The sequence below is a fragment of the Amycolatopsis sp. NPDC114505 genome (assembly GCF_055633615.1).
The window spans coordinates 377,087-400,331 of record NZ_JBVKDV010000001.1; the positions used below are offsets into that span (position 1 = coordinate 377,087).

A 23,245-nucleotide genomic window follows, 5' to 3' on the forward strand; every position below is an offset into this window, starting at 1 on the left:
ATCGCGCGTGGTAAACCCGTAGGCTTCGCGTTACCGCGCACCGACCGGGGGATACATTCGGTCTCGCGCGCACACGGGCGGTACTCCGGAGGGCTTTGGAATGGCACAGGACATCATCCCGATCGAACTCGGGCTGCCGCAGGGCGACGTCGTCACCCTGTGGGCCCCGCGCTGGCGGGAGGACGGCGAGGAGTGGGAAGCGTTCCTCGGCGACGAGGACGACCTGTACGCCTTCCCGGACGCCGCGCACCTGGCCGCCTTCGTCCGCACGTCCGAGCGGCACGACCTGCTCGACCACCCGGCCTGGGACGCCGTGCCGTCGCTGAACGTGCCGGAGCTGATCCCGGACGAGGACCACACCTACGACCTCGTCGGCGTGCCGGAGCTCGTCGCCGAGGAGCCGGACGTCTGGCACATCGCGGAGCTGGCCGAGATCGTCGGCATCGTGCGTTCGCTGGCCGACGTCTGCGACCTCGAAGAGGTGCACGAGATCCTCGACTCGACCGAGGGCTTCTCACTGCTCGACCAGGGCACCCTCCCGTTCACCGGGAGCGTCGGCGTCCAGGTCTGGAACGACCTCTCCGAGACCGTGTCGCAGAAGTGGGACACCGTGCTCGACGCGATCGACGGCCTGGTGACCGCGCCGGACGTCGACGAGAAGATCCTGGAGCAGACCGCCGAGGAGCTGGCGGCGTTCCACGAGGAGTCCGCGGAGGCCGAAGCCGGCGCCGAGGGCGAAGAGGACCTCGAGGCGATCGACTCCGCCGACTCGGACGACGAGGACGACGAAGACGAGGAAGAGGGCCCGGTCGGTTTCTGGGCCGAGGTCGGCATCGACCCGATCAAGATCATCACGTCGGGCGCGGAGTACTACACGCTGCGCTGCTACCTCGACGACTCGCCGGTGTTCCTCGGCAGCGAGGGCGAGATCGACGTGTTCACGTCGGAGAAGGCGCTGGCCCGCGCGCTGGCCGACGGCAAGGACCTTGCCGACACGGACCTCGCGGACGTGTCCACGTGGGACGAAGTACTGGCGAAGGCGACGGCGGGCGAGCTCGAGGTCGAGGTCGACACCGAGAACACGTACGTCCTGACGGGCCTGGACGCGGACATCGCGGAGGGCCCGGAGGCGATCGACCCGACGCAGCTGGAGCTGGCGGTCGAGCTGATCACGGACGCGGCGGACTGGGCCGGCGACGACTCGGCCGAGACGGCCCTGGCGGGCAACGAAAGCCTGGGCTGGCTGGTGTCGTTCGTGCTCCGCCCCGACCCGACGCGCCTCGAGCCGTCCGCGCCGTTCGACGCGGAGCAGAGCGCGTGGCGGAAGCTCGTCGAGGGCTTCGAGAACCGCCTGACGGTGGCTTGAGTTTTGGTATGACGAAGGCCGCCTCCCGAGGTTGGGGAGGCGGCCTTCGTCGTGTCGTCCAGCCAGGTACGCGAGTCGTCCAGCCAGGTACGCAACTCACGGGAGTGAACGGACGACACGCGTACTCCGGCGGACGACACGCGTACTCAGCTGGACGACACGTCAGTCAGGGCGCTCCGCTCGGACCGGGACCACCAGCACTGCCAGTGCCGGGAAGATCGCCGCCACGCAGAACGCCAGTGCGTACCTGCTGTCGCCGATCACCAGGCCCAGCAGGGGTGGGGTCAGTGAGGCCGCGATGTTCTGGCCCGTGTTCTGCGTCCCCATCGCGCGGCCCGACCACGCCAGGCCCGCCAGCTCCGCCGACGCCGTGAAGCCCAGCCCGTTGTCGGCCACCGTGATGATCCCCGCCAAGGCCAGCGCCAGCAGGACCAGCCACAGCCACGAGGCATCGCCCAGCGCCACCAGGAGCATGACGAGACAGCTGGCGAAAGCCAGCTGACGCATCGGGCGCAGGCGGCTGCCGACCCGGTCGGACCACCAGCCCGAGCCGAGCCGGCCCGCGGCGCCCAGCACCTGGACCACCGCCAGGAACCAGCCCGCGGCCAGCGGACTCCAGTGGTGCACCCCCACCAGGTACACGGGCGCGAACGCCGACACCGCGAACTGCGGCACCACCAGCAACGCGCTCGCGCCGTGGACCCGCCACAGCGTCGCGTGCCGGTACGGCGAGGGCGGTTTCGAACCGCCGGAAGCAGCAGGCGGCCGCGGCGGGTCCTTGACCAGCCACGCCACCAGCAGCGCGACGGCGATCGCCAGCCCGGCCGGCAGCAGGATGGCCGCCCGGAAGCCGTAGTGCGCGGCCAGCGGCGGCAGCCCGAGCGCCGCGACGCCGACGCCGAGCGGCTGGGCCGTCTGGCGGATGCCCATGGCGACCCCGCGCTCGGACTTCGCGAACCAGCCCATCACGACGCGACCGCTCGCCGCGTTCACCGAAGCCGTACACGCTCCGGCCGCCAGGAACACACCAAAGAGAAGCCCGACCGGGTGAGTTCCTACCCCGGCGTACACCAGGAGTAACCCCGACGCCCCCAGTCCGAGCGCCATGATCAGACGCTCTCCGTAACGGTCCGCAGCCGCGCCCCACACGATCAGGGTGAACAACAGGCCGATGCTCGGTGCCGCGACGACCGTGCCGGCCTGTGCCAGGGACAGCCCTTCCTGGTCCCGCATGACCGGGACCAGGAACGGGATGCCGTAGAGGAACGAACAGCTCGCGGTCTGCGCGGCGAGGCCGAGCGCGAGGATGAGCCATCGTCGTGAACTCGCCTGCACCTGCTCGACCGAACCGTCCGCGACCTGCGCCATCGTCGTCACCGTCTCAAGATATGAGAACAACTTCCTATATGGTGAACGATAGTTGGCATGGCTAAGGACCGCAAGCACCCAACGGAGGGCAGCGCGGACGTCAGCTCAGTGCGGCGTACCCGGGCTTGATGACGTCGTCGATCAGCGCGAGCCGGGCGTCGAAATCGATGAACGCGGATTTCATCGCGTTGATCGTGAACCACCGGAAGTCGTCGAGGTCATACCCGAAGGTCTCGTGCAGCGCGGCGAATTCGCTGGTCATCGTGCATCCGCTCATCAGCCGGTTGTCCGTGTTCACGGTCACCCGGAAGCGCAGCCGCTTGAGCAGGGCGAGCGGGTGCTCGGCGATCGAGCGGACGGTGCCTGTTTGGACGTTCGACGACGGGCAGATCTCCAGGGGGATCCTTCGGTCGCGGACATACGCGGCCAACCGTCCAAGGTGGACCGTCCCGTCCGCGTCGGTCTTGACGTCCTCGACGATCCGCACGCCGTGCCCGAGCCGCTCGGCCCCGCAGTGCTGAATCGCCTCCCAAATGGACGGAAGTCCGAATGCCTCGCCGGCGTGAATGGTGAAATGCGCATTGTTCTGCCGCAAATACTCGAAAGCGTCGAGATTGCGGGTCGGCGGGAATCCGTCCTCGGGTCCGGCGATGTCGAACCCGACGACGCCGGCGTCGCGGTAGCGGACCGCCAGGTTCGCGATCTCGAGGGCCCGGGCGTGCTGGCGCATCGCGCAGAGCAACGTCCCGACGCGGATCGAACCGCCGTTCGCGGCCACGCGCCGTGTGCCCTCCGTGAACCCCGCCTGGACAGCCTCGACCACCGCATCGAGTGACAGACCGCGTTCGACGAACAACTCCGGTGCGTAGCGCACCTCGGCGTAGACGACGCCGTCGGCGGCCAGGTCCTCCACCGCCTCCGCGGCAACCCTGACCAGGGATTCCTCCGTTTGCATCACTCCGCACGTGTGCGCGAAGGTCTCGAGGTAGGACACGAGTGAGCCGGAATCGGCCGCACGGCGGAACCAGCTGCCCAGCTCGGCCGGATCGCTGGTGGGCAGACCGGCATAACCGGAGGCCTCGGCGAGCTCGGCGACGGTCGCCGGCCGGAGCCCGCCGTCGAGGTGGTCGTGCAGGAGGACCTTCGGCGCGCGGCGGAGTGTCTCGCTGGTCAGAACAGGGCTTTCGTCAGGCATCCCCCAACGGTAACCTCGTTGTCATTCCCCTACATGGCCGTAACTCTCAGGCTCTGGTCAACGCTCAGCGTTGACGATCATGCGACGAATCGGCCATCCGGGGGCAGCCTCCGTAATACACGCTTCACGGGGGCCATACGCACAGCAATTTCGCAATCGTTAAGCTTCGTGGCACGTCCCTCCATTTCCCCGCCGACGAAGGACACACAGCAGTGACCACTGACAACCACATTGCCGCCCCGTCCTTCGACCGGATGCGCAACATGCTGGTGCGCGCGGCCGAAGTGCGTGAGAGCGAGCAGCAGCAGATCTTCGACGCGCTCGACGACATCTACGCCCGCCTCGCGCCGGTGGACTCGCTGGGCGCGGTCCGCAAGCGGCTCTCCGAGATGCCCGACCGCACCGAGGTCAGCGTCCTGGCCGAGCGCCTCGACGAGACGATGTCCCGGCTCGAGGCCCAGGACAACGCGATCGCCGCGCTGACCCGCGCCGTCGAGAGCATCGTCGACAAGCTGGCCAAGCCGTTCGCGCAGCTCGACGGCCGGCTCGACGGCATGGCCGCCCGCTTCGAGGGCGTCGCGGGCCGGATGGACGGACTCGAGGACAAGCTCCAGAACATCCACCGCCGGATCGACGAGGTCGGCAGCCACCTCGACAAGCAGGACGCGAAGCTCGACTCGATCCCGCAGTCGGTGCACGGCCCGGTCCGCGAGCGGATCGAGCAGGCCGAGGCCTCGCTGCGCGAGCGCGTCGACCACGCCGACCACGAACTGCGGGGCAAGGTCGACGAGCTGAGCCGCACCACGCAGGAGCGCATCGGCGAGCTGGACCGCGTCACCGGCGAGCGGATCGGCGCGAACACCGAGGCGCTCAAGGTCGCGCTGACCGAGACCGGCGAGATGATCGACGCTTCGGACCGCCTGGAGAAGCTGGGTGGCCGGCTCGAGAAGGTCACCACCCGGCTCGACGAGCTGGCCGGCCGCCTCGACAAGGTGGAGGACGGCTTCCTCTCCGGCATCGGCGACCTCGACGGCGCGCTCAAGGCCGGGCTGTCGAAGGTCGAGGGCACGCTGTCCAAGCAGCCGGACACCGACTCGGTCGACACGCTGGTCCGCAAGAGCAACGACGAGAGCGTCCGCCGCATCGGCGGCCAGCTCGACGAGGCGATGGCGACGTTCGCGGAGCTGATGCTCGGCGGCGGCCCGACGGTCCAGCAGATCGCCCCGCCCCCACCGGCCCCGCGCCAGCCGCGACGCAGCTCGCGCAACGGCCGTGCACCGAAGCCGGCCGACGCGAAGGCCAAGCCGGGCGAAGGCGCGGAAGAAGCCACGGAGTAACTCAGCTACGCGAAGAGGCCCCCGCCGGATCCCGGCGGGGGCCTCTTCATGCTTCAGACGTCACTCAGTCGGGTGATCATCTTCGCGATGATCATCACACCTTGCCGCGGATCGTCTCCCGGACGATCGGGCCCGGCTCGGGCGCTTCCGAAGCGACCGTGAAGCCGCCTTCGAGCGCGGCCAAGGCCGCCGGGACCGCTTCCGGGGTGTCCGTGTGCAACTCCAGCAGCGGCTCACCCTCGGTGACGCGGGAGCCGGGCTTGGCCAGGCACAGGATGCCCGCCGCGGCCTGAACCGGATCCTCCTTGCGGGCCCGGCCCGCGCCGAGCCGCCATGCCGCGACGCCCACCGCGTAGGCGTCCAGCGAAGCCAGCACGCCCGACGCGGGCGCGGTGACCATGTGGACGTGCGACGGCGTCGGCAGTGGCGCCGAAGGGTCGCCGCCCTGGGCGGAGATCATCCGGCACCACGTCTCGTACGCCTCACCGGAAGCCAGCACCGCGGCCGGGTCGACGTCGAGACCGGCCAGCGCGAGCATCTCCCGCGCCAAGGCGAGCGTCAGCTCCACGACGTCCGCGGGGCCACCGCCCTGAAGCACGGAAACCGACTCCGCGACCTCGACGGCGTTCCCGACCGCGCGCCCCAGCGGGACGTTCATGTCGGTCAGCAGCGCCGTCGTCGGGACGCCGTGGTCGACGCCGATCGACGTCAACGTCGCGGCCAGGGTTCGGGCCTGCTCAAGGGACTTCATGAACGCGCCCGACCCGAACTTGACGTCCAGGACCAGCCCGGACGCGCCTTCGGCGATCTTCTTGCTCATGATCGAGCTGGCGATCAGCGGGATGGATTCCACAGTGGACGTCACGTCCCGCAGCGCGTACAGCTTCTTGTCCGCCGGGGCGAGCCCGGACGTCGCCGCGCAGACCACCGCGCCGACGTCCTCCAGCTGCGCCTGGATTTCCGAAGTGGACAGTGCCGCGCGCCAGCCCGGGATGGACTCCAGCTTGTCGAGCGTCCCGCCGGTGTGCCCGAGCCCGCGCCCGGACAGCTGCGGTACGGCCGCGCCGCACGCGGCCACCAGAGGTGCCAGCGGCAGCGTGATCTTGTCGCCGACCCCGCCCGTCGAGTGCTTGTCGACCGTCGGCCGCGACACGTCCAGCGAGAGCCGCTCCCCCGAGTTGATCATCGCGCCGGTCCAGCGCGAGATCTCGTCGGAATCCATGCCTCGCAAGAAGATCGCCATCGCCAGCGCCGACATCTGCTCTTCGGCCACAACGCCGTGCGTGTACGCGTCGACGACCCAGTCGATCTGCTCGTCCGAGAGCCGGCCGCCGTCCCGCTTGGTGCGGATGACGTCGACCGCCGCGAAGCCGGTCACGGCAGGTCGTCCGGGCCGAAGGCGTCCGGCAGCACGTCCGACATCGGCAGGATGCCGCTGGGCGTGTCCACCAGGCACGCGGAACCGCCCAGCTCGAACAGGATCTGCCGGCACCGGCCACACGGCATCAGCAGGTCACCGGCACCGCTGCGGCACGCGACGGCCACGAGACGCCCGCCGCCGGACAGCCGCAGCTGCCCGGCCATCGTGCACTCGGCGCAGAGCCCGAGCCCGTAGGACGCGTTCTCGACGTTGCACCCGGTGACCACACGCCCGTCGTCGACGATCCCGGCGACGCCGACGTGCAGACCCGAATAAGGCGCGTACGCATGGGAAGCCGCTTCGATGGCCTGGGAACGTAGCGCATCCCAGTCCACAGAGGACACAGCAGACATCAGTCCTCACCCCGCCGGTACGGCTGCCCGTCGGCCTTCGGCGGCCGCAGCCGCTGCGAAGCCACCGCCAGCACGATCAACGTCACGAAGTGCGCGGTGTACGGGATCAGGTCGGACGGCAGCGTGTCGTTCGACCAGTAGATCAGGTACAGCACGCCGGCACCGACGACACCGAGCCCCGCCGCGATCCACTGACGGCGGAACAGCTGCACGACGACGATCACGGCGACCAGGATCACCGCGCCGTACAGCAGCGCGAGCACCGCTTCGCCGCCACCGGCGAGCTGCAGGCCGTCCGCGTAGCCGAACAGCGCCGCGCCGCCGAGCAGGCCGCCCGGCCGCCAGTTGCCGAAGATCATCGCCGCGAGGCCGATGTATCCGCGGCCGTTGGTCTGGTTCTCCAGGTAGTCCGCGCCACCGCGCAGCAGCACCAGCGACGCGCCACCCATGCCGGCCAGCGCGCCGGAGATCAGCATCGCGATGTACTTGTGCCGGTAGACGTTGACGCCGAGGGACTCCGCGGCCACCGGGTTCTCGCCGCACGACCGCAGCCGCAGGCCGAACCGCGTGCGCCAGAGCACCCAGAAGCTCAGCGGCACCAGCAGGATCGCGATCATCGTCAGCGGGGCCACCTCGGTGACCAGGCCGCGCAGGATGCCGGCGACGTCGGAGATGCCGACGCGCTGCTCCTTCTCCAGGTCGCCGAGCCAGTCCGAGAGACCGCTCGCCGAGTAGGTGTCGAACTTCGGCACCACCGGCGACTGCCGCGGGTTGCCGGAGATCGGCGCGAAGATCAGGTTCGCCAGGTACTTCGTGACACCCAGGCCGAGCAGGTTGATCGCGACGCCGGAGACGATGTGGTTGACGTTGAACGTCACCGTCGCCACCGCGTGCAGCAGCCCGCCGAGCGCGCCGAAGACGATCGCGGCGATCAGGCCGGCCCACACGCCGCCGTTGTACGAACCCCAAGCGGCGCCCCAGGTCCCGAGGATCATCATGCCCTCGAGACCGATGTTGACGACGCCCGCGCGTTCGGCCCAAAGGCCGCCCAGTGCGCAGAGCAGGATCGGCAGGGCGAGGCGCAACGCCGTCGACGCGGTGTTCGACGACGTCAGGGCGGCGACGCCGGTGGAGTACGACGCCGTCGAGACGACGGCGATGGCGATCACGGCCCAGATGACCCCGCGGAGCCAGCCGGGGATCCGGGACCGCTTGCGGTGCACGGGCATCGTGCCGGGGCTGCCGGCGTCGGGCCGGGAAACGTCGGTGACGGCCATCAGACGGCACCTCCCCCGGCGACCGAAGAAGCCTTGCCGGCGAGCGCGCGCCCGACTCTGCGTTGTTCGGCGGCCAGGTCGGCCCGGCGCACGACCTCGTACGCCACGACGACCGACAGCACGATGATGCCCTGCATGATCGTCGCGATCTCCTTGGACACGTTGATCTGCTCCAGCGACACCGCGGAGCTGTCGAGGAACGCCCACAGCAGCGCGCCGAGCGCGATGCCGCCGGGGTGGTTGCGGCCGAGCAGCGCGACGGCGATCCCGGTGAAGCCGTACATCTGGGTCGCGGTGATGCCGTAGGTGTAGTCGCGGCCGAGCAGCTCCGGCATCGCGACCAGGCCGGCGACACCGCCGGAAAGCAGCATCGCGATCAGCGTCATCTTCTTGGCGTTGACCCCGCCGGCCGCGGCCGCCGTGGTCGACTCGCCGGACGCCTTGAGCTCGAAGCCGAACCGCGTGCGGTTGAGCATGAACCAGTAGGCGCCGCCGACGATCGCGGCGATGAAGACGAACCCGAAGAGCGTGCCCGAGCCGAGCGGGATGCCCGGGATCCGGCCCGAGGGCTCGATGACGCGGGTGCCGATGTTGTTGCCGGTCTGCACGCCGAACTGGTCGGCGTTGATGAGGAAGGCGATGATGCCGGCGACGATCGCGTTGAGCATGATCGTCGAGATGACCTCGCTGACCCCGCGGGTCACCTTGAGGATCGCCGGGACCGCCGCGTAGGCCATGCCCGCCACGACCGCGATCACCAGGATCGCGATGACGTGGATGACCGGCGGCAGCTTCAGCGCGCCGCCCGCGATGGCGGCGATGACCGCGGCGAACCGGTACTGGCCCTCGACCCCGATGTTGAAGAGGTTCATCTGGAAGCCGATGGCGACCGCGAGCCCGGACAGGTAGTACACGGTCGCGAGGTTCACGGTGTCGACGGCGGTCGAGCCCTTGAACATCTGGCCGATCATGGTGCCGTACGCCTGCAGCGGATCGGCCCCCGAGATGATCAGCGCGATCGCCGACAGCAGCACGGCGAACACGATCGCCAGCAGCGGCGGCAGCAGTTTCGTGCGCCAGGAGGTCATTCTTCGTCACCCTCTCCGGCGCCGGTCATCGCCGAACCCAGTTCCTGCGGCGTCACGGTGGCGGGGTCGGCCTCGCTGACGAGGCGCCCGCGCAGCATGACCCGGATCGTGTCGGACAGGCCGATCAGCTCGTCGAGGTCGGCGGAGATCAGCAGCACCGCGAGGCCGGCGGACCGGGCCTGGCGGATGTTTTCCCAGATCAGCGCCTGCGCGCCGACGTCGACACCGCGAGTCGGGTGCGACGCGATCAGCAGCACCGGGTTGCCGGACAGCTCGCGCCCGACGATCAGCTTCTGCTGGTTGCCGCCCGAGAGCGCCGCGGCCGGGACGTCGATCCCCGGCGTGCGGACGTCGTAGTCGCGCACGATCCGTTCGGTGTCCGCGCGGGCGCCGGCGATGTCGAGCAGCTGGCCCTTGGAGACCGGCTCGCGGGTCTGGTAACCGAGGATCCGGTTGACCCACAACGGTTGCGTGAGCAGCAGGCTGTGCCGGGTGCGGTCCTCGGCGATGTAGCCGATGCCGGCTTCGCGCCGCGCCAGCGTGCCCGCCTTGGTGAGGTCGCGGGCCTTGTCGTCGGCGTCGACCAGCTCGATCTTCCCGCCGGACGGCTTCCGCATGCCCATGATGGTTTCGACGAGCTCGGTCTGGCCGTTGCCCTCGACGCCGGCGACGCCGAGCACCTCGCCCGCGCGCACGGTGAAGGTGACGTCGTCGAGCGCGTTGCGGTCCGAGCCCTCGGCGCCCAGCGTGAGTCCGGTCAGCCGCAGCACCGCGCGGTCGGTGACGGTGGACTCGCGGGTCTCCGGGCTGGGCAGCTCCGAGCCGACCATCATCTCCGCGAGCTGGCGGGAGGTGATGGTCTTCGGGTCGGCGGTGCCGACGGTGGTGCCACGCCGGATGACCGTGACGGTGTCGGCGATCGCGCGGACCTCATCGAGCTTGTGCGAGATGAAGAGGAACGTGTAGCCGTCGGCCTTCATCTCCCGGACGGTCGCGAACAGCGCGTCGACCTCCTGCGGCACGAGCACCGCGGTGGGCTCGTCCAGGATGATGATCTTCGCCCCGCGGTAGAGCACCTTGACGATCTCGACGCGCTGGCGGTCGGCGACGCCGAGCTCTTCGAGCAGCGTGTCCGGCTTGGCGTGCAGGCCGGTCCGCTGGGCGAGCTCGGCCAGCCGGGCGCGGGCGGCGCGGCCGATGCCGTGCAGCGCCTCGGCGCCGAGGAAGACGTTCTCGCCGACCGTGAGGTTGTCGGCCAGCATGAAGTGCTGGTGCACCATGCCGATGCCGGCGCGGATGGCGTCCTGCGGGTTGCGCAGTCTCACCTCGTCGCCGTTGATCGCGATCGTGCCCTCGTCCGGCGGCTGCATGCCGTAGAGGATCTTCATCAGGGTGGACTTGCCGGCGCCGTTCTCGCCACAGATGGCGTGCACCTCGCCCGCGGCGACGGTGAGGTTGACGTCGGAGTTGGCCACCACACCCGGGAACCGTTTGGTGATCCCGGTCAGCTGGACGGCGGGGGCGCCCCGGTCGGGGACGGCCTCGGCCGGGGCCTCGGCAGTGCTCATGGGCGGGAGAATTCCATATCTCTTAAACGCGTGAGGGGCCCGGAGGAAAATTCCTCCGAGCCCCGACGCGTTGTGAGTTACTTCTGCGGCTTGTCCGAAACGGTGATCGCGCCCGAGATGATCTGGGCCTTGTAGCCGTCCAGGACGTCCTTGATGTCGTCGACCTTGCCACCGGAGGTGGAGTAGCCGACGCCGTCGACCTTGAGGTCGAACCGCTTCGGCAGGCCGGTCAGGTCGCCCTTGGCGACGGCCGAGATGTAGTCGAACACCGCGACGTCGACCCGCTTGAGCATGGACGTGATGATGACGTCCTTGTCGGCCTCGACGGTCTTCTGGTTGTACTGGTCGGAGTCGACCCCGATGGCCAGCGCGTTGCCGGCCTTGGCGGCGTCGAAGACACCCTTACCGGAAGCGCCGGCGGCGTGGTAGATCACGTCCGCGCCCTTGGCGATCTCGGCCGCGGCCTTCGCGTTGCCCTTCGGCGGGTCCTGGAACCCGGAGAAGTCACCGGCCGGCGTGAGGTACTCGTCTTCGATCTTGATCTTGGACGAAACCGTCTTCGCGCCCTGCAGGAAGCCGGCCTCGAACTTCTGGATCAGCGGGGTGTTGACGCCGCCGACGAAGCCGATGTGGCAGCTCTTGCTCTTGTACGCGGCGGCGACGCCGGCCAGGAACGAGCCCTGCTCCTCGGCGAAGACCAGCGGCGTGACGTTCGCCAGCGTGATCGAGTCGTCGTCGACGATCGCGAACTTGGTGTTCGGGTACTTCGCGGCGATGATCTTGACCGACGGCGCGTAGGCGAAGCCGACCGCGACGATCGGGTTCAGACCCGACGAGGCCATCTGGTCGAGGCGCTGCTGCTTGGCCGACTCGGCCTCGCTGGCGGAGGCGGTGCTCTCGTTGACCGTCGTCACGCCCAGCTCGGACTTCGCCTTGTCGGTACCCGCGGCGGCGGCGTCGTTGAACGACGCGTCACCCCGGCCGCCGACGTCGAAGGCCAGGCCGATCTTCAGCTTGCTGCCGTCGACCTTGCCCCCGGCGGCGGCACTGCTCGACGCGGCCGCGGGCGCGGCGGGCGGCTTCTGCGCGGTGACGCAGTCCGAACCACCCGACGAAGGCGCGGCGCTGTTGTTGCTGCTACCACCGCTCGAGTCCTTGGCGCACCCGGCCAGGGTGAGCACCCCGGCCATGGCCACGGCGGCCAGCGCGGTTCCACGCATGCGACGCAACGTGAGTCTCCCTCCCCGCTGATCCAGCGGATGGTCAAGGGCACGACCTGGCCCACTGCCAAGTCGACCGCCAGACCGTACCCAACGGACAGGAATGCGCCATAGGAACGGCACGCTACGTAACACAAACGTTTACTCACGAGTCGCGCGTGCGACCGGACGTGCACCCACAGTGATCAAATGACTCACGGTGCGCAGCTTTCGGCGGAGTCCGAGGCTGCGGCACGGCCGAAATACCGGTTTGTGTCACTGAGTGTGCCGGTCCGGCCGAGGAGTGGGCCAGGCCGGTCACTCTGTGAGATGACGGGGTTCAGGCACAGGTGAGCCGGGCGGCGGCCCAATCGCCGCGGTCGTAGGAGTTCCCGTCGCCGCCGTCGGTGATCACCAGCCGCAGGTACTGGGCGCCGTGCAGGTCGGCGGCCACGGGCAGCGCCGGGTCCTGCCAGGTCCGGACGCCCGTCGCGGCCGCTCGGACGCCGTCCGCGTAGATCTCGAACGTCACCGAGCCCTGCTTGTTCGTCGCCTCGCGTTCGTCGTCGACGCCGACGTCCGCGGTGAACGTCGCGCACCGGCCGCCCAGGTAGAAGACGACTTCGCTGGGCGCGTGCGCTCCCAGGCCCTTCGGGTAGACGACGCCGTTGAGCGTCAGCGGCTTGCCGTCGCCCACCGGGATGCTGCCGTTGGACATGTCGCGCTCGACCGGGCCGTAGCCGTTCTTCTCCGCCGCCCAGCGCAAGTCGCTCGCCCACGCCGGAGCACTGGGAGGCGCCGCGGGCACCGTCAGCTGCTGCGACCCGGTCCAGCTCACCTGGCCGAACCCGAGCGCGCGGTAGGTGACGCCGCCGCGGAGCACCGCCGTCGTGCCCTCGGTGCCGGCCGGCGGGGTCACGCGCCAGCGACCGGTGGCGGACTCGCCGGTGCCGAGGACGAACACGTGTGGCCTGCCCACTTCCTGCACCCGCCAGCCCTCGGGCGCGGTGAGCGTGACGCGGGGGTCGAACACCGGTACGCGGGCCTCGTCGGTCGCGGACACCGTGACCTCGAAGGGCTTCCCGGCCGGCGTGATCTCGCCCGGCACGCCGGGCACGGGCGCGGCCAGTTCGACGCCGGTGCGCACCATGGGCGCGTTCCGCAGCCACGCGCCGCCCGCGTGCACCCGGTAGACGACTGTCGCGTGTGGTGGGACCACCGCCGAGAGCCGGCCCGCGGTCTGGAGGTCGCGGTGCGCCCAGAGGTCGCGCGCGGTGTACCCGGCCGCCTTCGGCAGGCCGGCGTCGGCCGCGGTGGTGCCGATGGTGGCGTTGGCGGAGGTCTCGTTGAAGAGCGCCACCGCCACGTCGCCGTTCTGCAGCGGCTTCGCGAAGACCCAGTGACCATCCTGGTTGGACAGCACGCGCGCCTGGACCCCGCGCCGGTCCTGGTCGAGCGCGATGACCTCGGCGTTGCGCAGGACGTCGAAGTTCTCCGGCGACACCTTCCGCAAGTCGGCGCCGATGAGCAGCGGCGCGGCCATCATGGCCCACAGCGAGAAGTGCGACCGGTACTCCTCGGTCGTCATGCCCCCGTTGCCGACCTCGAGCATGTCGGGATCGTTCCAGTGCCCCGGACCGGCGTACGGCGCGAGCGGCGCGTTGGCCTTGAGGATCTGGACCGTCTTCGCCCAGTTGTCCTTGATGTCGCCGGTCGTGCGCCAGAGGTGCCCGACGTCCGCGCCCCACTCCCACGGCTTGTTCTCGCCCCATTCGCACAGCGAGTACACGATCGGGCGACCGGTCTTCTTCAGCGCGTCGCGCATCTTCGTGTAGCGCTCCAGCGCGGGCCTGCCGGCGTTGTTGCAGTTGTCGTACTTGAGGTAGTCGACGCCCCAGTCGGCGAACGTCTGCGCGTCGACGTCTTCGTGGTCGAGCGCGCCGGGCTGGGTCTTCGCGCAGGTCAGCGTGCCCGCGCTGGTGTAGATGCCGAACTTGAGGCCCTTTTCGTGGACGTAGTCGGCGAGCGCCTTGATCCCGTGCGGGAACCGCGCCTTGTTCGCCTGCATCCGGCCGTCGGCGTCGCGCTGCGGCTCGGCCCAGCAGTCGTCGACGTTGACGTACTGGTAGCCGGCGGCCTTCAGGCCCTTCTCGACGAAGATGTCCGCGGTGTCGCGGATGATCTGCTCGTCGACCGCGCAGCCGGTGGTGTTCCAGTTGTTGAAGCCCATCGGCGGCGTGAGCGCGAGCCCGTCGGGCAGCGCCTGTGCGGGCGTGACCACCGCCACAGGAAGCAGCACCGCGACGGTGATCACCATGCCGAGTCGTCTCACCAGAACGTCACCCCATCGTGAGAGATCCGATGTATATGGGGCGACAGTAGGAATAGCTCGATGGTTGGTCAACAACAAACCGATCACACCAGCCTTTCGGCCTAGTGCATCAGATATCAGACGTCATAGAGATCTGACCACTTGTGTTCACGGCCAGCCGCACCACCGCACGACCGAGTGCCCTGCACCACACCTCCGGGTGGCGGCACGGAAGTACCGGTGTCTGGTCCATCACAGACAGGAACCCGGAGGTGAGCCGCGTGCCGGGTGCGGGTCTAGCATCCGATTCATCCAGGCTCGATGACCCCAGATCTCGGCATTGCCGCCGTTCCCGCGGCGACTGCGGACCTCACGGCCACCGGGCGCACAGTCAGACGTTGGAGGCCGTTCACCGATGTCCACCACGGCGAGCACTGCCACGCAGGCAGGGGCTAGCGATCGGGCGGGTGCCTCACGCCGGCAGGGGACCTTCTACCGGGGCGACCCCGGCATGTGGTCCTGGGTGCTGCACCGCATCACCGGCGTGCTCACATTCTTCTTCCTGTTCGTGCACGTGCTCGACACCGCGCTGGTGCGCGTGTCGCCGAACACCTACGACCAGGTCATCGAGACCTACAAGACCCCGATCGTCAACCTCCTCGAGGTGGGCCTGGTCGGCGCGGTCCTCTTCCACGCGCTGAACGGCATCCGCGTCATGCTGGTCGACTTCTGGTCGAAGGGCCCGAAGCTGCAGAAGGCCATGCTCTGGGTGATCGGCGTGGTCTGGGTCGTCGTGATGGTCCCCGGTGCCTTCTTCATGCTGAAGCGCACCGTCGAAACGCTCTTCGGGGGTAACTGACATGGCCGACCTCGCCCTCGCGAACCCCCGCGCGCCGAAGCGTCCCGCCGCCCGCCGGAGCAACTTCGAGCTCTACAGCTGGCTGTTCATGCGGATCTCCGGTCTCGCCCTGATCATCCTGGTGCTCGGCCACCTGCTGATCATGAACATCCTCGACGGCGGTGTGCACCGGATCAACTGGGGCTTCGTCGCCGGCCGCTGGGCCTCGCCGTTCTGGCAGTTCTGGGACCTGGCCATGCTCTGGCTGGCCGAGATCCACGGCGGCAACGGGCTGCGCACCATCATCGACGACTACGCGCGCAAGGACAGCACCCGGTTCTGGCTGAAGATCGTGCTCTACGTGTCCATGGCGCTGATCCTGGCCGTCGGCACGATGGTGATCTTCACCTTCGACCCGAACATGCCCGCGAACTGACCCGGAGACTTCCTGCCATGCAGTTCCACAAGTACGACGTGGTGATCGTCGGCGCCGGCGGCGCCGGGATGCGCGCGGCCATCGAGTCCGGCCAGCGCGCCCGCACCGCGGTCCTCACCAAGCTCTACCCGACCCGGTCCCACACCGGCGCGGCCCAGGGCGGCATGTGCGCCGCGCTGGCGAACGTCGAAGAGGACAACTGGGAGTGGCACACCTTCGACACGATCAAGGGCGGCGACTACCTGGTCGACCAGGACGCCGCCGAGATCATGGCGAAGGAGGCCATCGACGCGGTCCTCGACCTCGAGAAGATGGGCCTGCCGTTCAACCGCACGCCCGAGGGCAAGATCGACCAGCGCCGCTTCGGCGGGCACACGCGTGACCACGGCAAGGCCGCGGTCCGCCGCGCCTGCTACGCCGCGGACCGCACCGGCCACATGATCCTGCAGACGCTGTACCAGAACTGCGTCAAGTACGGCACGGAGTTCTTCAACGAGTTCTACGTGCTCGACCTCATCACCACCCCGGACGAGAACGGCGACCCGGTCGCCTCCGGCGTCGTCGCCTACGAGCTGGCCACCGGCGAGCTGCACGTCTTCCAGGCGAAGTCGATCGTGATGGCCACCGGCGGCGCGGGCAAGATCTTCAAGACGACGTCGAACGCGCACACCCTCACCGGTGACGGCCTCGGCATCATCTTCCGCAAGGGCCTGCCGCTGGAGGACATGGAGTTCTTCCAGTTCCACCCGACCGGTCTCGCGGGCCTGGGGATTCTCATTTCCGAAGCCGTCCGCGGCGAGGGCGGGATCCTGCGCAACGCGTCCGGCGAGCGGTTCATGGAGCGCTACGCCCCCACCATCAAGGACCTCGCGCCGCGCGACATCGTGGCGCGCTCGATGGTGCAGGAAGTGCTGCAGGGCCGCGGGTGCGGGCCGAACAAGGACTACGTCGTCCTGGACGTCACGCACATTCCCGAGGAGACGCTGAACGCGAAGCTCCCGGACATCATGGAGTTCTCCCGGACCTACCTGGGCGTCGACCCGGTGAAGGAGCCGGTTCCGGTGTTCCCGACGTGCCACTACGTCATGGGCGGCATCCCGACCAACATCCACGGCGAAGCGCTGCGGGACAACGAGAACGTCATCCCGGGTCTCTACGCGGCGGGCGAGGTCGCGTGCGTGTCCGTGCACGGGTCGAACCGCCTGGGCACGAACTCGCTGCTGGACATCAACGTGTTCGGCCGCCGCGCCGGCATCGCGGCCGCGGAGTACGCGCTGGCGCACGAGCACGTCGAGCTGCCGGAGAACCCGACCACGATGGTCGAGGGCCAGCTGGCGGGCCTCCTGTCGGAGCACGGCGACGAGCGCGTCGCCGACATCCGCAAGGAAATGCAGCAGACGATGGACTCGCACGCGTCGGTGTACCGGACCGAGGACACGCTGAAGCAGGCGCTGACCGACATCCAGGCGCTGAAGGCGCGGTACGAGCGGATCACCGTGTCGGACAAGGGCAAGCGGTACAACACCGACCTGCTCGAGGCCGTCGAGCTGGGCTTCCTGCTGGAGCTGGCCGAGGTCCTGGTCGTGGGCGCGATCGCGCGCAAGGAGTCCCGCGGCGGCCACGCCCGCGAGGACTACCCGACCCGCGACGACACGAACTTCATGCGGCACACCATGGCGTACAAGCAGGGCACCGACCTGGCGTCCGACATCCGGCTCGACTACAAGCCGGTCACCTTCACCCGCTACGAGCCGATGGAGCGGAAGTACTGATGACTGCTATTGCTGAAGCTCCTTCGTCGTCGGTTTCGGACGAGCACACCCCGATCACGGTCACGCTGAAGATCCTCCGGTTCAACCCGGAGGTGGATTCGGAGCCGCACTGGGAGTCCTACGACGTCCCGGCGCAGCGCACCGACCGGCTGCTGAACCTGCTGTTCTACGTCAAGGACTACATCGACGGAACGTTCTCGTTCCGCCGCTCGTGCGCGCACGGCGTGTGCGGGTCCGACGCGATGCAGATCAACGGCATCAACCGCCTGGCCTGCAAGGTCCTGATGAAGGACCTCCTGTCGGCGTCGGGCAAGCCGACCACGATCACGATCGCCCCGATCAAGGGCCTGACGACGTTGAAGGACCTCTACGTCGACATGGACCCGTTCTTCGAGGCGTTCCGCGCGATCAAGCCGTACTTGATCACGTACGGCAACGAGCCGACCCGCGAGCGAATCCAGTCCCAGGCCGACCGCGAGCGCTTCGACGACACGACGAAGTGCATCCTGTGCGCCTGCTGCACGTCATCATGCCCGGTGTACTGGAACGACGGCTCGTACTTCGGCCCGGCGGCGATCGTGAACGCCCACCGCTTCATCTTCGACTCCCGTGACGAGGGAGCGGAGGAGCGTCTGGACATCCTCAACGACGGCGAGGGTGTGTGGCGCTGCCGCACGACGTTCAACTGCACGGACGCGTGCCCGCGAGGAATCCAGGTGACGAAGGCGATCCAGGAAGTGAAGCGCGCACTGCTGTTCAAGCGCGTCTGACGTTCTTCAGGACCAAAGGCCCCCGCTCGGCTGAGCGGGGGCCTTTGTCGTAACCGACGGCCGGCAGCGCAGGCCGCCCACGACGTCACCAGACCTCCCCCGCCCCTCATCCCAGCCGTCCCTTCAGCCGGCGGTCGGGTTTGTCAAGGCACGCTTTCCCGCCTTGACAAACCCGAGCGGCGGCTGAGAATCCAAACGGAGGGGCGGGGGAGGTCGGACCCGCTTTGCCGCGGCAGAACCGGCTTTTGCTTTTTACCGCGGCAGAATAAGAAGCGTCCTCGCCGGACAGGCAGGCTCCGGGATGACCACCGTCCCGCTGCCATCTCACTTCTGAGAGGTGGGCCGCTGGGTGGTCATCCCGTCGCCTGAACGAGGCCTATCACTTTGAGCCGGGCCCGCAAGCTTGCGTTGCTGTCCTGCGTTGCGCTGTGGGTTGCGGGCCCGGCTCAAAGTGATTTCACGGCCTCAGGCGACGGGATGACCACGCAGCTCCTTTATCGGGTGTCGCTAGCGGACCGCGTCCAGGGCGTTGACCAGGCCGTGGCCGTAGTACGAGTTGTTCTTCGCCGGGCCTGTGCACTCCGTCTCCGTCGATACGCACTTCACCGGGTCTGCCTCGCCCGTCAGGACTCGGGCCAGCAGCTGCGGCGGGAGCCCGCGGAACTTCGACGCCAGCAATGCCGCCACCCCGGCCGCGTGCGGTGAGGCCATCGACGTTCCGCACTTCGAGCCGTACAGACCGCCGAACACCGTCGTCGACAGCGGGCACGACGGGCCCTCACCGGTGGGCGGCAGCTGCGAGAAGTCCCCGCCCGGCGCCGTCACATCGATCTCGCCGTAGTTGCTGAACGACGACTTCGTGCCCGCGTACCCCACCGACGACACCGTCACCACGCCGTCGATCGCCTTCGGGAGGATCCCGCACGACGAGTCGACCGGGTGGGGCCGGTTGGGGTCGGTGGTCTGGGCCGTCGTGTCGAAGCCCGAGTTGCCCGCCGCCGATACGTTCAAGACCCCGTGGCGCGTCGAGAACTCGATCGCTCGGCGCACCGCCTCGTACGCCGCCGCGTCGCCTGGCTCCTTCGAGCAGAAGAACATGCCCGGGTCGATGTAGTAGCTGTTGTTCGTCACCGGGAAGCCGTGCTTGGCCGCCCACACGAAGCCGCACACCGCCGACTCCGGGAAGATGTAGCCGTCGTCGTTGACCACCTTCACCGAGGCCAGCTTTACCCCCGGGGCGATGCCCGTGAAGCCCGCCGCCGGGTCCTTGCCCGCGATCGTGCCCGCCACGTGCGTGCCGTGGTCCGACGTCGTCGGGGCCCACGAAGCCGGCGAAGTGTCCGCCGCCCCCGTGATGCAGCCCGCCGACTCCGACGGCGAGACCGCCGCCTTCAACGCCGGGTGCGTCGCGTCGATGCCCGAGTCCAGCACGCCGACCGTCACCGAACGGCTGCCCTGGTACTTCTTGTTCGCCTCCGGCGCGTGGATCGCCTTCATGTCCCACTGCTGGGCCGACAGGTCACCGGCGGCGGCAACAGAACGCGTGTCCTCCAGCGTCCGGACCGCGCCCAGTGAAGAGCGGGCCGCCCCAGCCGCAGAAGCCACGTCCTTGCCGCCCGAATAGGCCCGGTAGACGCCGATCTTCTCCTGGAAGTCCGCGTTGCGCGAGCTGGCGATCGCGACGCCGATCTCGCCGTAGTACGCCACCTTCGTGCCGCACTTGGCCGCCAGCTCCTTGTCGACGGCCGAAGCGCGCGTGCCCGGCTGGTAGGTCACCACGTACGTGTACGACGGGCTAGTCGTGTCGCAGGCGACCGGCGCGGCCTCGGCGGCCGGTGCCGCGGCGAACAGGCCGCCCCCGACGGCCAGCACGAGCGGGGCCGCCATTCGGCGTAAACGGGACATTCCACCTCCAGAGTCAGTGGCGTCAACCTAAACCGGCCCCGGGGACCGCGCCACCGACCAAAGTCAGGAGGCGACCCGGGACGCGCGGAACGCGCGCCAGCCCAGCACGCCGATGATCGTCCCGAGCACGAACGACACGACCGTCAGCACCGCGTGCACGATGAAGTACGCGGTCGGCGAGCCGTCGGGGGTCCAGGACTGGTCGCTCGCCCACAGGTTCTTGGCGAACGTGATCCAGATGATCCACGACCACACGCCGAAGGCCAGCAGGAACAGCGAGGTCCGTCGGGAAATGCGCATGCCCCTGAGTATGCGACGCGCGCCTCGGCGCTAGATTGCGTGGGTGCACTCCGCTGTCTCCCGGTCGCTCAAGGTCTTCACGACGACGCTCGCCGCCGCTCTCCTGGCCCTGAGCACCCCGGTCCTCGCGGCCGCGGCGCCGCAGCCGGGCCAGTGCGCGAACCGCCAGGCACCGCCGGCTCCCGTCGACACGTCGGAGAAGCCCGCCCCCGGCCAGCAGGCCCCGGCGGCGCTGGTCGTGCCCGCCGTCCCGGTCGGCGGCCCGCGGATGGCCGAGTGCGGCCTGGTCACCCCGGACGGCGCGCTCAACCCGCCGGACGGCACCACCGCGGCGTCGTGGGTGGTGCAGGACCTCGACACCGGCGCGGTCATCGCGGCGAAGGACCCGCACGCCAGGGAGCGGCCCGCGTCGCTGATCAAGACGCTGCTCGCGCTCGCCGTCGTCACCCAGCTGAACCCGCAGCAGGTGCTCGTCGCGACGAAGGAGGACGCCGAGCAGGAGTGCACCTGCGTCGGCCTCGTCGCCGGCGGCCAGTACACCGTCGACCAGCTGCTGCACGGCCTGCTGATGCACTCGGGCAACGACGTCGCGCACGCGTTCGCCACGGCGCTCGGCGGGGTCGACGCCGCGGTGACCAAGATGAACGCGCTGGCGGCCCGCATCGGCGCGCACGACACGCGCGCGGCGACGCCGTCGGGGCTCGACGGGCCGGGCATGTCGACCTCGGCCTACGACCTGAGCCTGATCTTCCACTACGCGATGAAGCAGCCCGAGTTCGCGAAGGTCGTCTCGACGAAGAACTTCGAGATCCCGGCGACCGGCGGCAAACCGGCCATCCCGGTCTACAACGACAACAAGCTCCTCGGCGTCTACCCCGGCTTCCTCGGCGGCAAGACCGGCTTCACCGACGACGCCCGCCACACCTACGTCGGCGCGGCGCAGCAGAAGGGCAAGCGGCTCGCGGTCGTCATGCTGCGCGCCGAGCAGAAGCCGACAAGGGTCGTCGACCAGGCGGCGAAGCTGCTCGACTACGGCTTCGCGCTGGAAGCCGACCGCGCGGTGCCGGTCGGCCAGATCACCTACCAGGCCCCGGTGGCGACACCCGACGGCGGCAGCGACCCGTCCGTGGCCGCCGACGGCGGCACCGGCAACAGCGGGACGTCCTCGGCCGCGTCGAACGCCGCCAAGGAGGACCCGTTCGGCGTCACCGGCTGGATCATCACGCTGGTGGTGTTCCTGATCATCGTCGCCGGGTTCGTGGTCGGGCGCCGGCGCGGGAACGCCGCGAACTAGCGGTACCCGGGGCCGGGTTCCGGCGTCACCTTGCCGGTGGCGATCGCGCCGCCGCAGTGTCCACACGCGACGTACGTTTCCGTGATCTCGCCGCAGTCGTTGTGCCGCAACAGGATCGGCGGCCCCTCCGGACCGGCGAGGTGCTTGTCACCCCACTGCATCAGCGTGACGACGGCGCCGAAGAGGTCCCGCCCGGCCTGCGTGAGGTGGTATTCGGGGCGGTCCGGCACTTCTTCGACGCGCGCCAGCACGCCGGCCTCGACGAGCGTCTTGAGGCGGGCGGACAACGTCGGGCGCGGGATCGACAGGTTGCGCGCGAACTCGCCGTAGCGCCGCACGCCGAAGAACGTCTCGCGCAGGATGAGCAGGCTCCACCGCTCCCCGACCAGGTCGAGCGCGCGCCCGACCGAGTCCGCCGTGAAGCGGTGCGTCAGGTCGCTCACAGCGCCAGCACCAGCTTGCCGGTGTTCTCGCCGCGGAACAGCTTGAGCAGCGTCTCCGGGAACTTCGCGATCCCGCCTTCGACGACGTCTTCGCGCGCCTTCAGCCTGCCCTCGCCCAGCCAGCCGGCCAGCGCCGCGATCGCCTCCGGGTAGCGCTCGGCGTAGTCGGAGAAGACGAACCCGGTCATCGACGCGCGCCGCACCAGCAGCTGCATGTAGTTGGCCGGGCCGCGCGGGCCTTCGGTGCTGTTGTACTGGGAAACCGCGCCGCTGAGCACGATCCGGGCCCCGCGCGCGAGCCGGGCCAGCGCCGCTTCGAGGACGTCCCCGCCGACGTTGTCGAAGAAGACGTCGATGCCGTCGGGCGCGTGCTCCTTGAGGTCGGCGCGGACGTTCCCGGCGCGGTGGTCGACGGCGGCGTCGAAGCCGTACTCCTCGACCAGCGTCCGGCACTTTTCGGCACCACCGGCGATGCCGACGGCGCGGCAGCCGTGGATCTTGGCGAGCTGGCCCACCACGATGCCGACCGACCCGGCCGCGGCGGACACCACGACGGTCTGGCCCGGTTCCGGCCTGCCGACGTCGAACAGCCCGAAGTAGGCGGTGATCCCGCTGATCCCGAGCGTGCCGAGGAACGTCGGCGCCGGGGCGAGCGACGTGTCGACGATCGTGACGCCCTTGCCGTCCGAGACGGCGAAGTTCTGGACGCCGAAGGTGCCGAACACGCTCTGCCCGGCCCGGAAGCCCGGGTGGCGCGACTCGACGACCTCGGCGATCCCGGCCGCGCGCATGACTTCACCGATCCCGACCGGCGGCACGTACGACCGGCCGGCGTTCATCCACGTGCGCATCGCGGGGTCCAGCGAGAGGTACCGGACCTCGACCAGGAACTCCCCTTCGCCGGGGGACGGGACGGCCTCTTCGGTGTACTGCCAGTCGGTGTCCTTCGGCAGCCCGGCGGCCGGACGGGCGGCGAGGCGGTACTGGGCGTTGACGGGCACGGGA

At 69.4% G+C, this 23,245-nt stretch carries 20 protein-coding genes; 7 read left to right on the forward strand and 13 right to left on the reverse strand.

Translation table 11 applies throughout. The features are described 5' to 3' along the window. Nucleotides 1–100: 100 nt before the first annotated feature. Nucleotides 101–1,366: a primosomal protein gene (locus tag ACZ7OU_RS01860; RefSeq protein ID WP_470253952.1), complete on the forward strand. Its 1,266-nt coding sequence runs from the start codon at nucleotides 101–103 to the stop codon at nucleotides 1,364–1,366. 162 nt (nucleotides 1,367–1,528) lie between these two features. On the opposite strand, the gene ACZ7OU_RS01865 is transcribed toward ACZ7OU_RS01860, so the two are convergent. After that, complete coding sequence (locus ACZ7OU_RS01865) at nucleotides 1,529–2,734, reverse strand: MFS transporter (RefSeq protein WP_470255863.1); 1,206 nt, start codon at nucleotides 2,732–2,734, stop codon at nucleotides 1,529–1,531. 100 nt (nucleotides 2,735–2,834) lie between these two features. Further along, nucleotides 2,835–3,929 (reverse strand): adenosine deaminase, encoded by a 1,095-nt coding sequence (locus ACZ7OU_RS01870; RefSeq protein ID WP_470253953.1) that lies wholly within the window; start codon nucleotides 3,927–3,929, stop codon nucleotides 2,835–2,837. Nucleotides 3,930–4,141: 212 nt separating this feature from the next. Between ACZ7OU_RS01870 and ACZ7OU_RS01875 the strand changes: the two genes are divergently transcribed. Further along, complete coding sequence (locus ACZ7OU_RS01875; protein WP_470239377.1) at nucleotides 4,142–5,266, forward strand: PA containing protein; 1,125 nt, start codon at nucleotides 4,142–4,144, stop codon at nucleotides 5,264–5,266. Nucleotides 5,267–5,360: 94 nt separating this feature from the next. Here the strand turns inward: ACZ7OU_RS01875 and ACZ7OU_RS01880 are convergent, their stop codons facing one another. The 7 genes from ACZ7OU_RS01880 to ACZ7OU_RS01910 form a co-directional block, all read right to left on the reverse strand. Beyond that, on the reverse strand, nucleotides 5,361–6,644 hold the full coding sequence (locus ACZ7OU_RS01880) for a thymidine phosphorylase (RefSeq protein ID WP_470253954.1): 1,284 nt from the start codon (nucleotides 6,642–6,644) through the stop codon (nucleotides 5,361–5,363). Continuing rightward, entirely contained in the window at nucleotides 6,641–7,039 is a 399-nt protein-coding gene (locus tag ACZ7OU_RS01885; RefSeq protein WP_470239379.1) for a cytidine deaminase, read from the reverse strand. The genes ACZ7OU_RS01880 and ACZ7OU_RS01885 overlap by 4 nt, the downstream gene beginning before the upstream one ends. After that, on the reverse strand, nucleotides 7,039–8,268 hold the full coding sequence (locus ACZ7OU_RS01890) for an ABC transporter permease (RefSeq protein ID WP_470255864.1): 1,230 nt from the start codon (nucleotides 8,266–8,268) through the stop codon (nucleotides 7,039–7,041). The genes ACZ7OU_RS01885 and ACZ7OU_RS01890 overlap by 1 nt, the downstream gene beginning before the upstream one ends. 47 nt (nucleotides 8,269–8,315) lie before the next feature. Beyond that, nucleotides 8,316–9,404 carry an ABC transporter permease gene (locus tag ACZ7OU_RS01895; protein WP_470253955.1) on the reverse strand — a complete coding sequence of 363 codons (1,089 nt, stop codon included), beginning with the start codon at nucleotides 9,402–9,404 and terminating at the stop codon, nucleotides 8,316–8,318. After that, nucleotides 9,401–10,972, reverse strand: coding sequence for an ABC transporter ATP-binding protein (locus tag ACZ7OU_RS01900; protein ID WP_470253956.1), 1,572 nt, complete (start codon nucleotides 10,970–10,972; stop codon nucleotides 9,401–9,403). Before ACZ7OU_RS01900 ends, ACZ7OU_RS01895 begins: the two co-directional genes overlap by 4 nt. 77 nt (nucleotides 10,973–11,049) lie before the next feature. Further along, on the reverse strand, nucleotides 11,050–12,192 hold the full coding sequence (locus ACZ7OU_RS01905; RefSeq protein ID WP_470239382.1) for a BMP family lipoprotein: 1,143 nt from the start codon (nucleotides 12,190–12,192) through the stop codon (nucleotides 11,050–11,052). A 319-nt stretch (nucleotides 12,193–12,511) separates the two neighbouring features. Then, nucleotides 12,512–14,488, reverse strand: a complete 1,977-nt coding sequence (locus ACZ7OU_RS01910) for an NPCBM/NEW2 domain-containing protein (RefSeq protein ID WP_470255865.1) — start codon at nucleotides 14,486–14,488, stop codon at nucleotides 12,512–12,514. Between the two features lie 409 nt (nucleotides 14,489–14,897). Between ACZ7OU_RS01910 and sdhC the strand changes: the two genes are divergently transcribed. From sdhC to ACZ7OU_RS01930, 4 genes are read left to right on the forward strand one after another with little or no spacing between them, the layout of a single operon-like run. Further along, complete coding sequence (gene sdhC / locus ACZ7OU_RS01915; RefSeq protein WP_284747961.1) at nucleotides 14,898–15,341, forward strand: succinate dehydrogenase, cytochrome b556 subunit; 444 nt, start codon at nucleotides 14,898–14,900, stop codon at nucleotides 15,339–15,341. A 1-nt stretch (nucleotide 15,342) separates the two neighbouring features. Further along, the gene (locus ACZ7OU_RS01920; RefSeq protein WP_020643365.1) at nucleotides 15,343–15,756 is read left to right on the forward strand and encodes a succinate dehydrogenase hydrophobic membrane anchor subunit; all 414 of its coding nucleotides are present in this window, start codon (nucleotides 15,343–15,345) and stop codon (nucleotides 15,754–15,756) included. A 17-nt stretch (nucleotides 15,757–15,773) separates the two neighbouring features. Then, the gene (gene sdhA / locus ACZ7OU_RS01925) at nucleotides 15,774–17,528 is read left to right on the forward strand and encodes a succinate dehydrogenase flavoprotein subunit (RefSeq protein ID WP_470253957.1); all 1,755 of its coding nucleotides are present in this window, start codon (nucleotides 15,774–15,776) and stop codon (nucleotides 17,526–17,528) included. Continuing rightward, the gene (locus tag ACZ7OU_RS01930) at nucleotides 17,528–18,298 is read left to right on the forward strand and encodes a succinate dehydrogenase iron-sulfur subunit (RefSeq protein WP_470239384.1); all 771 of its coding nucleotides are present in this window, start codon (nucleotides 17,528–17,530) and stop codon (nucleotides 18,296–18,298) included. The genes sdhA and ACZ7OU_RS01930 overlap by 1 nt, the downstream gene beginning before the upstream one ends. A gap of 507 nt (nucleotides 18,299–18,805) precedes the next feature. Here ACZ7OU_RS01930 and ACZ7OU_RS01935 read toward each other — a convergent pair. Continuing rightward, complete coding sequence (locus tag ACZ7OU_RS01935) at nucleotides 18,806–20,203, reverse strand: S8 family peptidase (RefSeq protein ID WP_470253958.1); 1,398 nt, start codon at nucleotides 20,201–20,203, stop codon at nucleotides 18,806–18,808. Between the two features lie 63 nt (nucleotides 20,204–20,266). Next, nucleotides 20,267–20,503, reverse strand: coding sequence for an SCO4848 family membrane protein (locus ACZ7OU_RS01940; protein ID WP_470239386.1), 237 nt, complete (start codon nucleotides 20,501–20,503; stop codon nucleotides 20,267–20,269). 43 nt (nucleotides 20,504–20,546) lie between these two features. Between ACZ7OU_RS01940 and ACZ7OU_RS01945 the strand changes: the two genes are divergently transcribed. Then, entirely contained in the window at nucleotides 20,547–21,797 is a 1,251-nt protein-coding gene (locus tag ACZ7OU_RS01945; RefSeq protein WP_470253959.1) for a D-alanyl-D-alanine carboxypeptidase family protein, read from the forward strand. On the opposite strand, the gene ACZ7OU_RS01950 is transcribed toward ACZ7OU_RS01945, so the two are convergent. Both ACZ7OU_RS01950 and ACZ7OU_RS01955 read right to left on the reverse strand, forming a co-directional pair. Next, nucleotides 21,794–22,240 carry a winged helix-turn-helix transcriptional regulator gene (locus ACZ7OU_RS01950; RefSeq protein WP_470239388.1) on the reverse strand — a complete coding sequence of 149 codons (447 nt, stop codon included), beginning with the start codon at nucleotides 22,238–22,240 and terminating at the stop codon, nucleotides 21,794–21,796. The genes ACZ7OU_RS01945 and ACZ7OU_RS01950 overlap by 4 nt on opposite strands. Continuing rightward, entirely contained in the window at nucleotides 22,237–23,241 is a 1,005-nt protein-coding gene (locus ACZ7OU_RS01955) for an NADP-dependent oxidoreductase (RefSeq protein WP_470253960.1), read from the reverse strand. Before ACZ7OU_RS01955 ends, ACZ7OU_RS01950 begins: the two co-directional genes overlap by 4 nt. Between the last annotated feature and the right edge of the window lie 4 nt (nucleotides 23,242–23,245).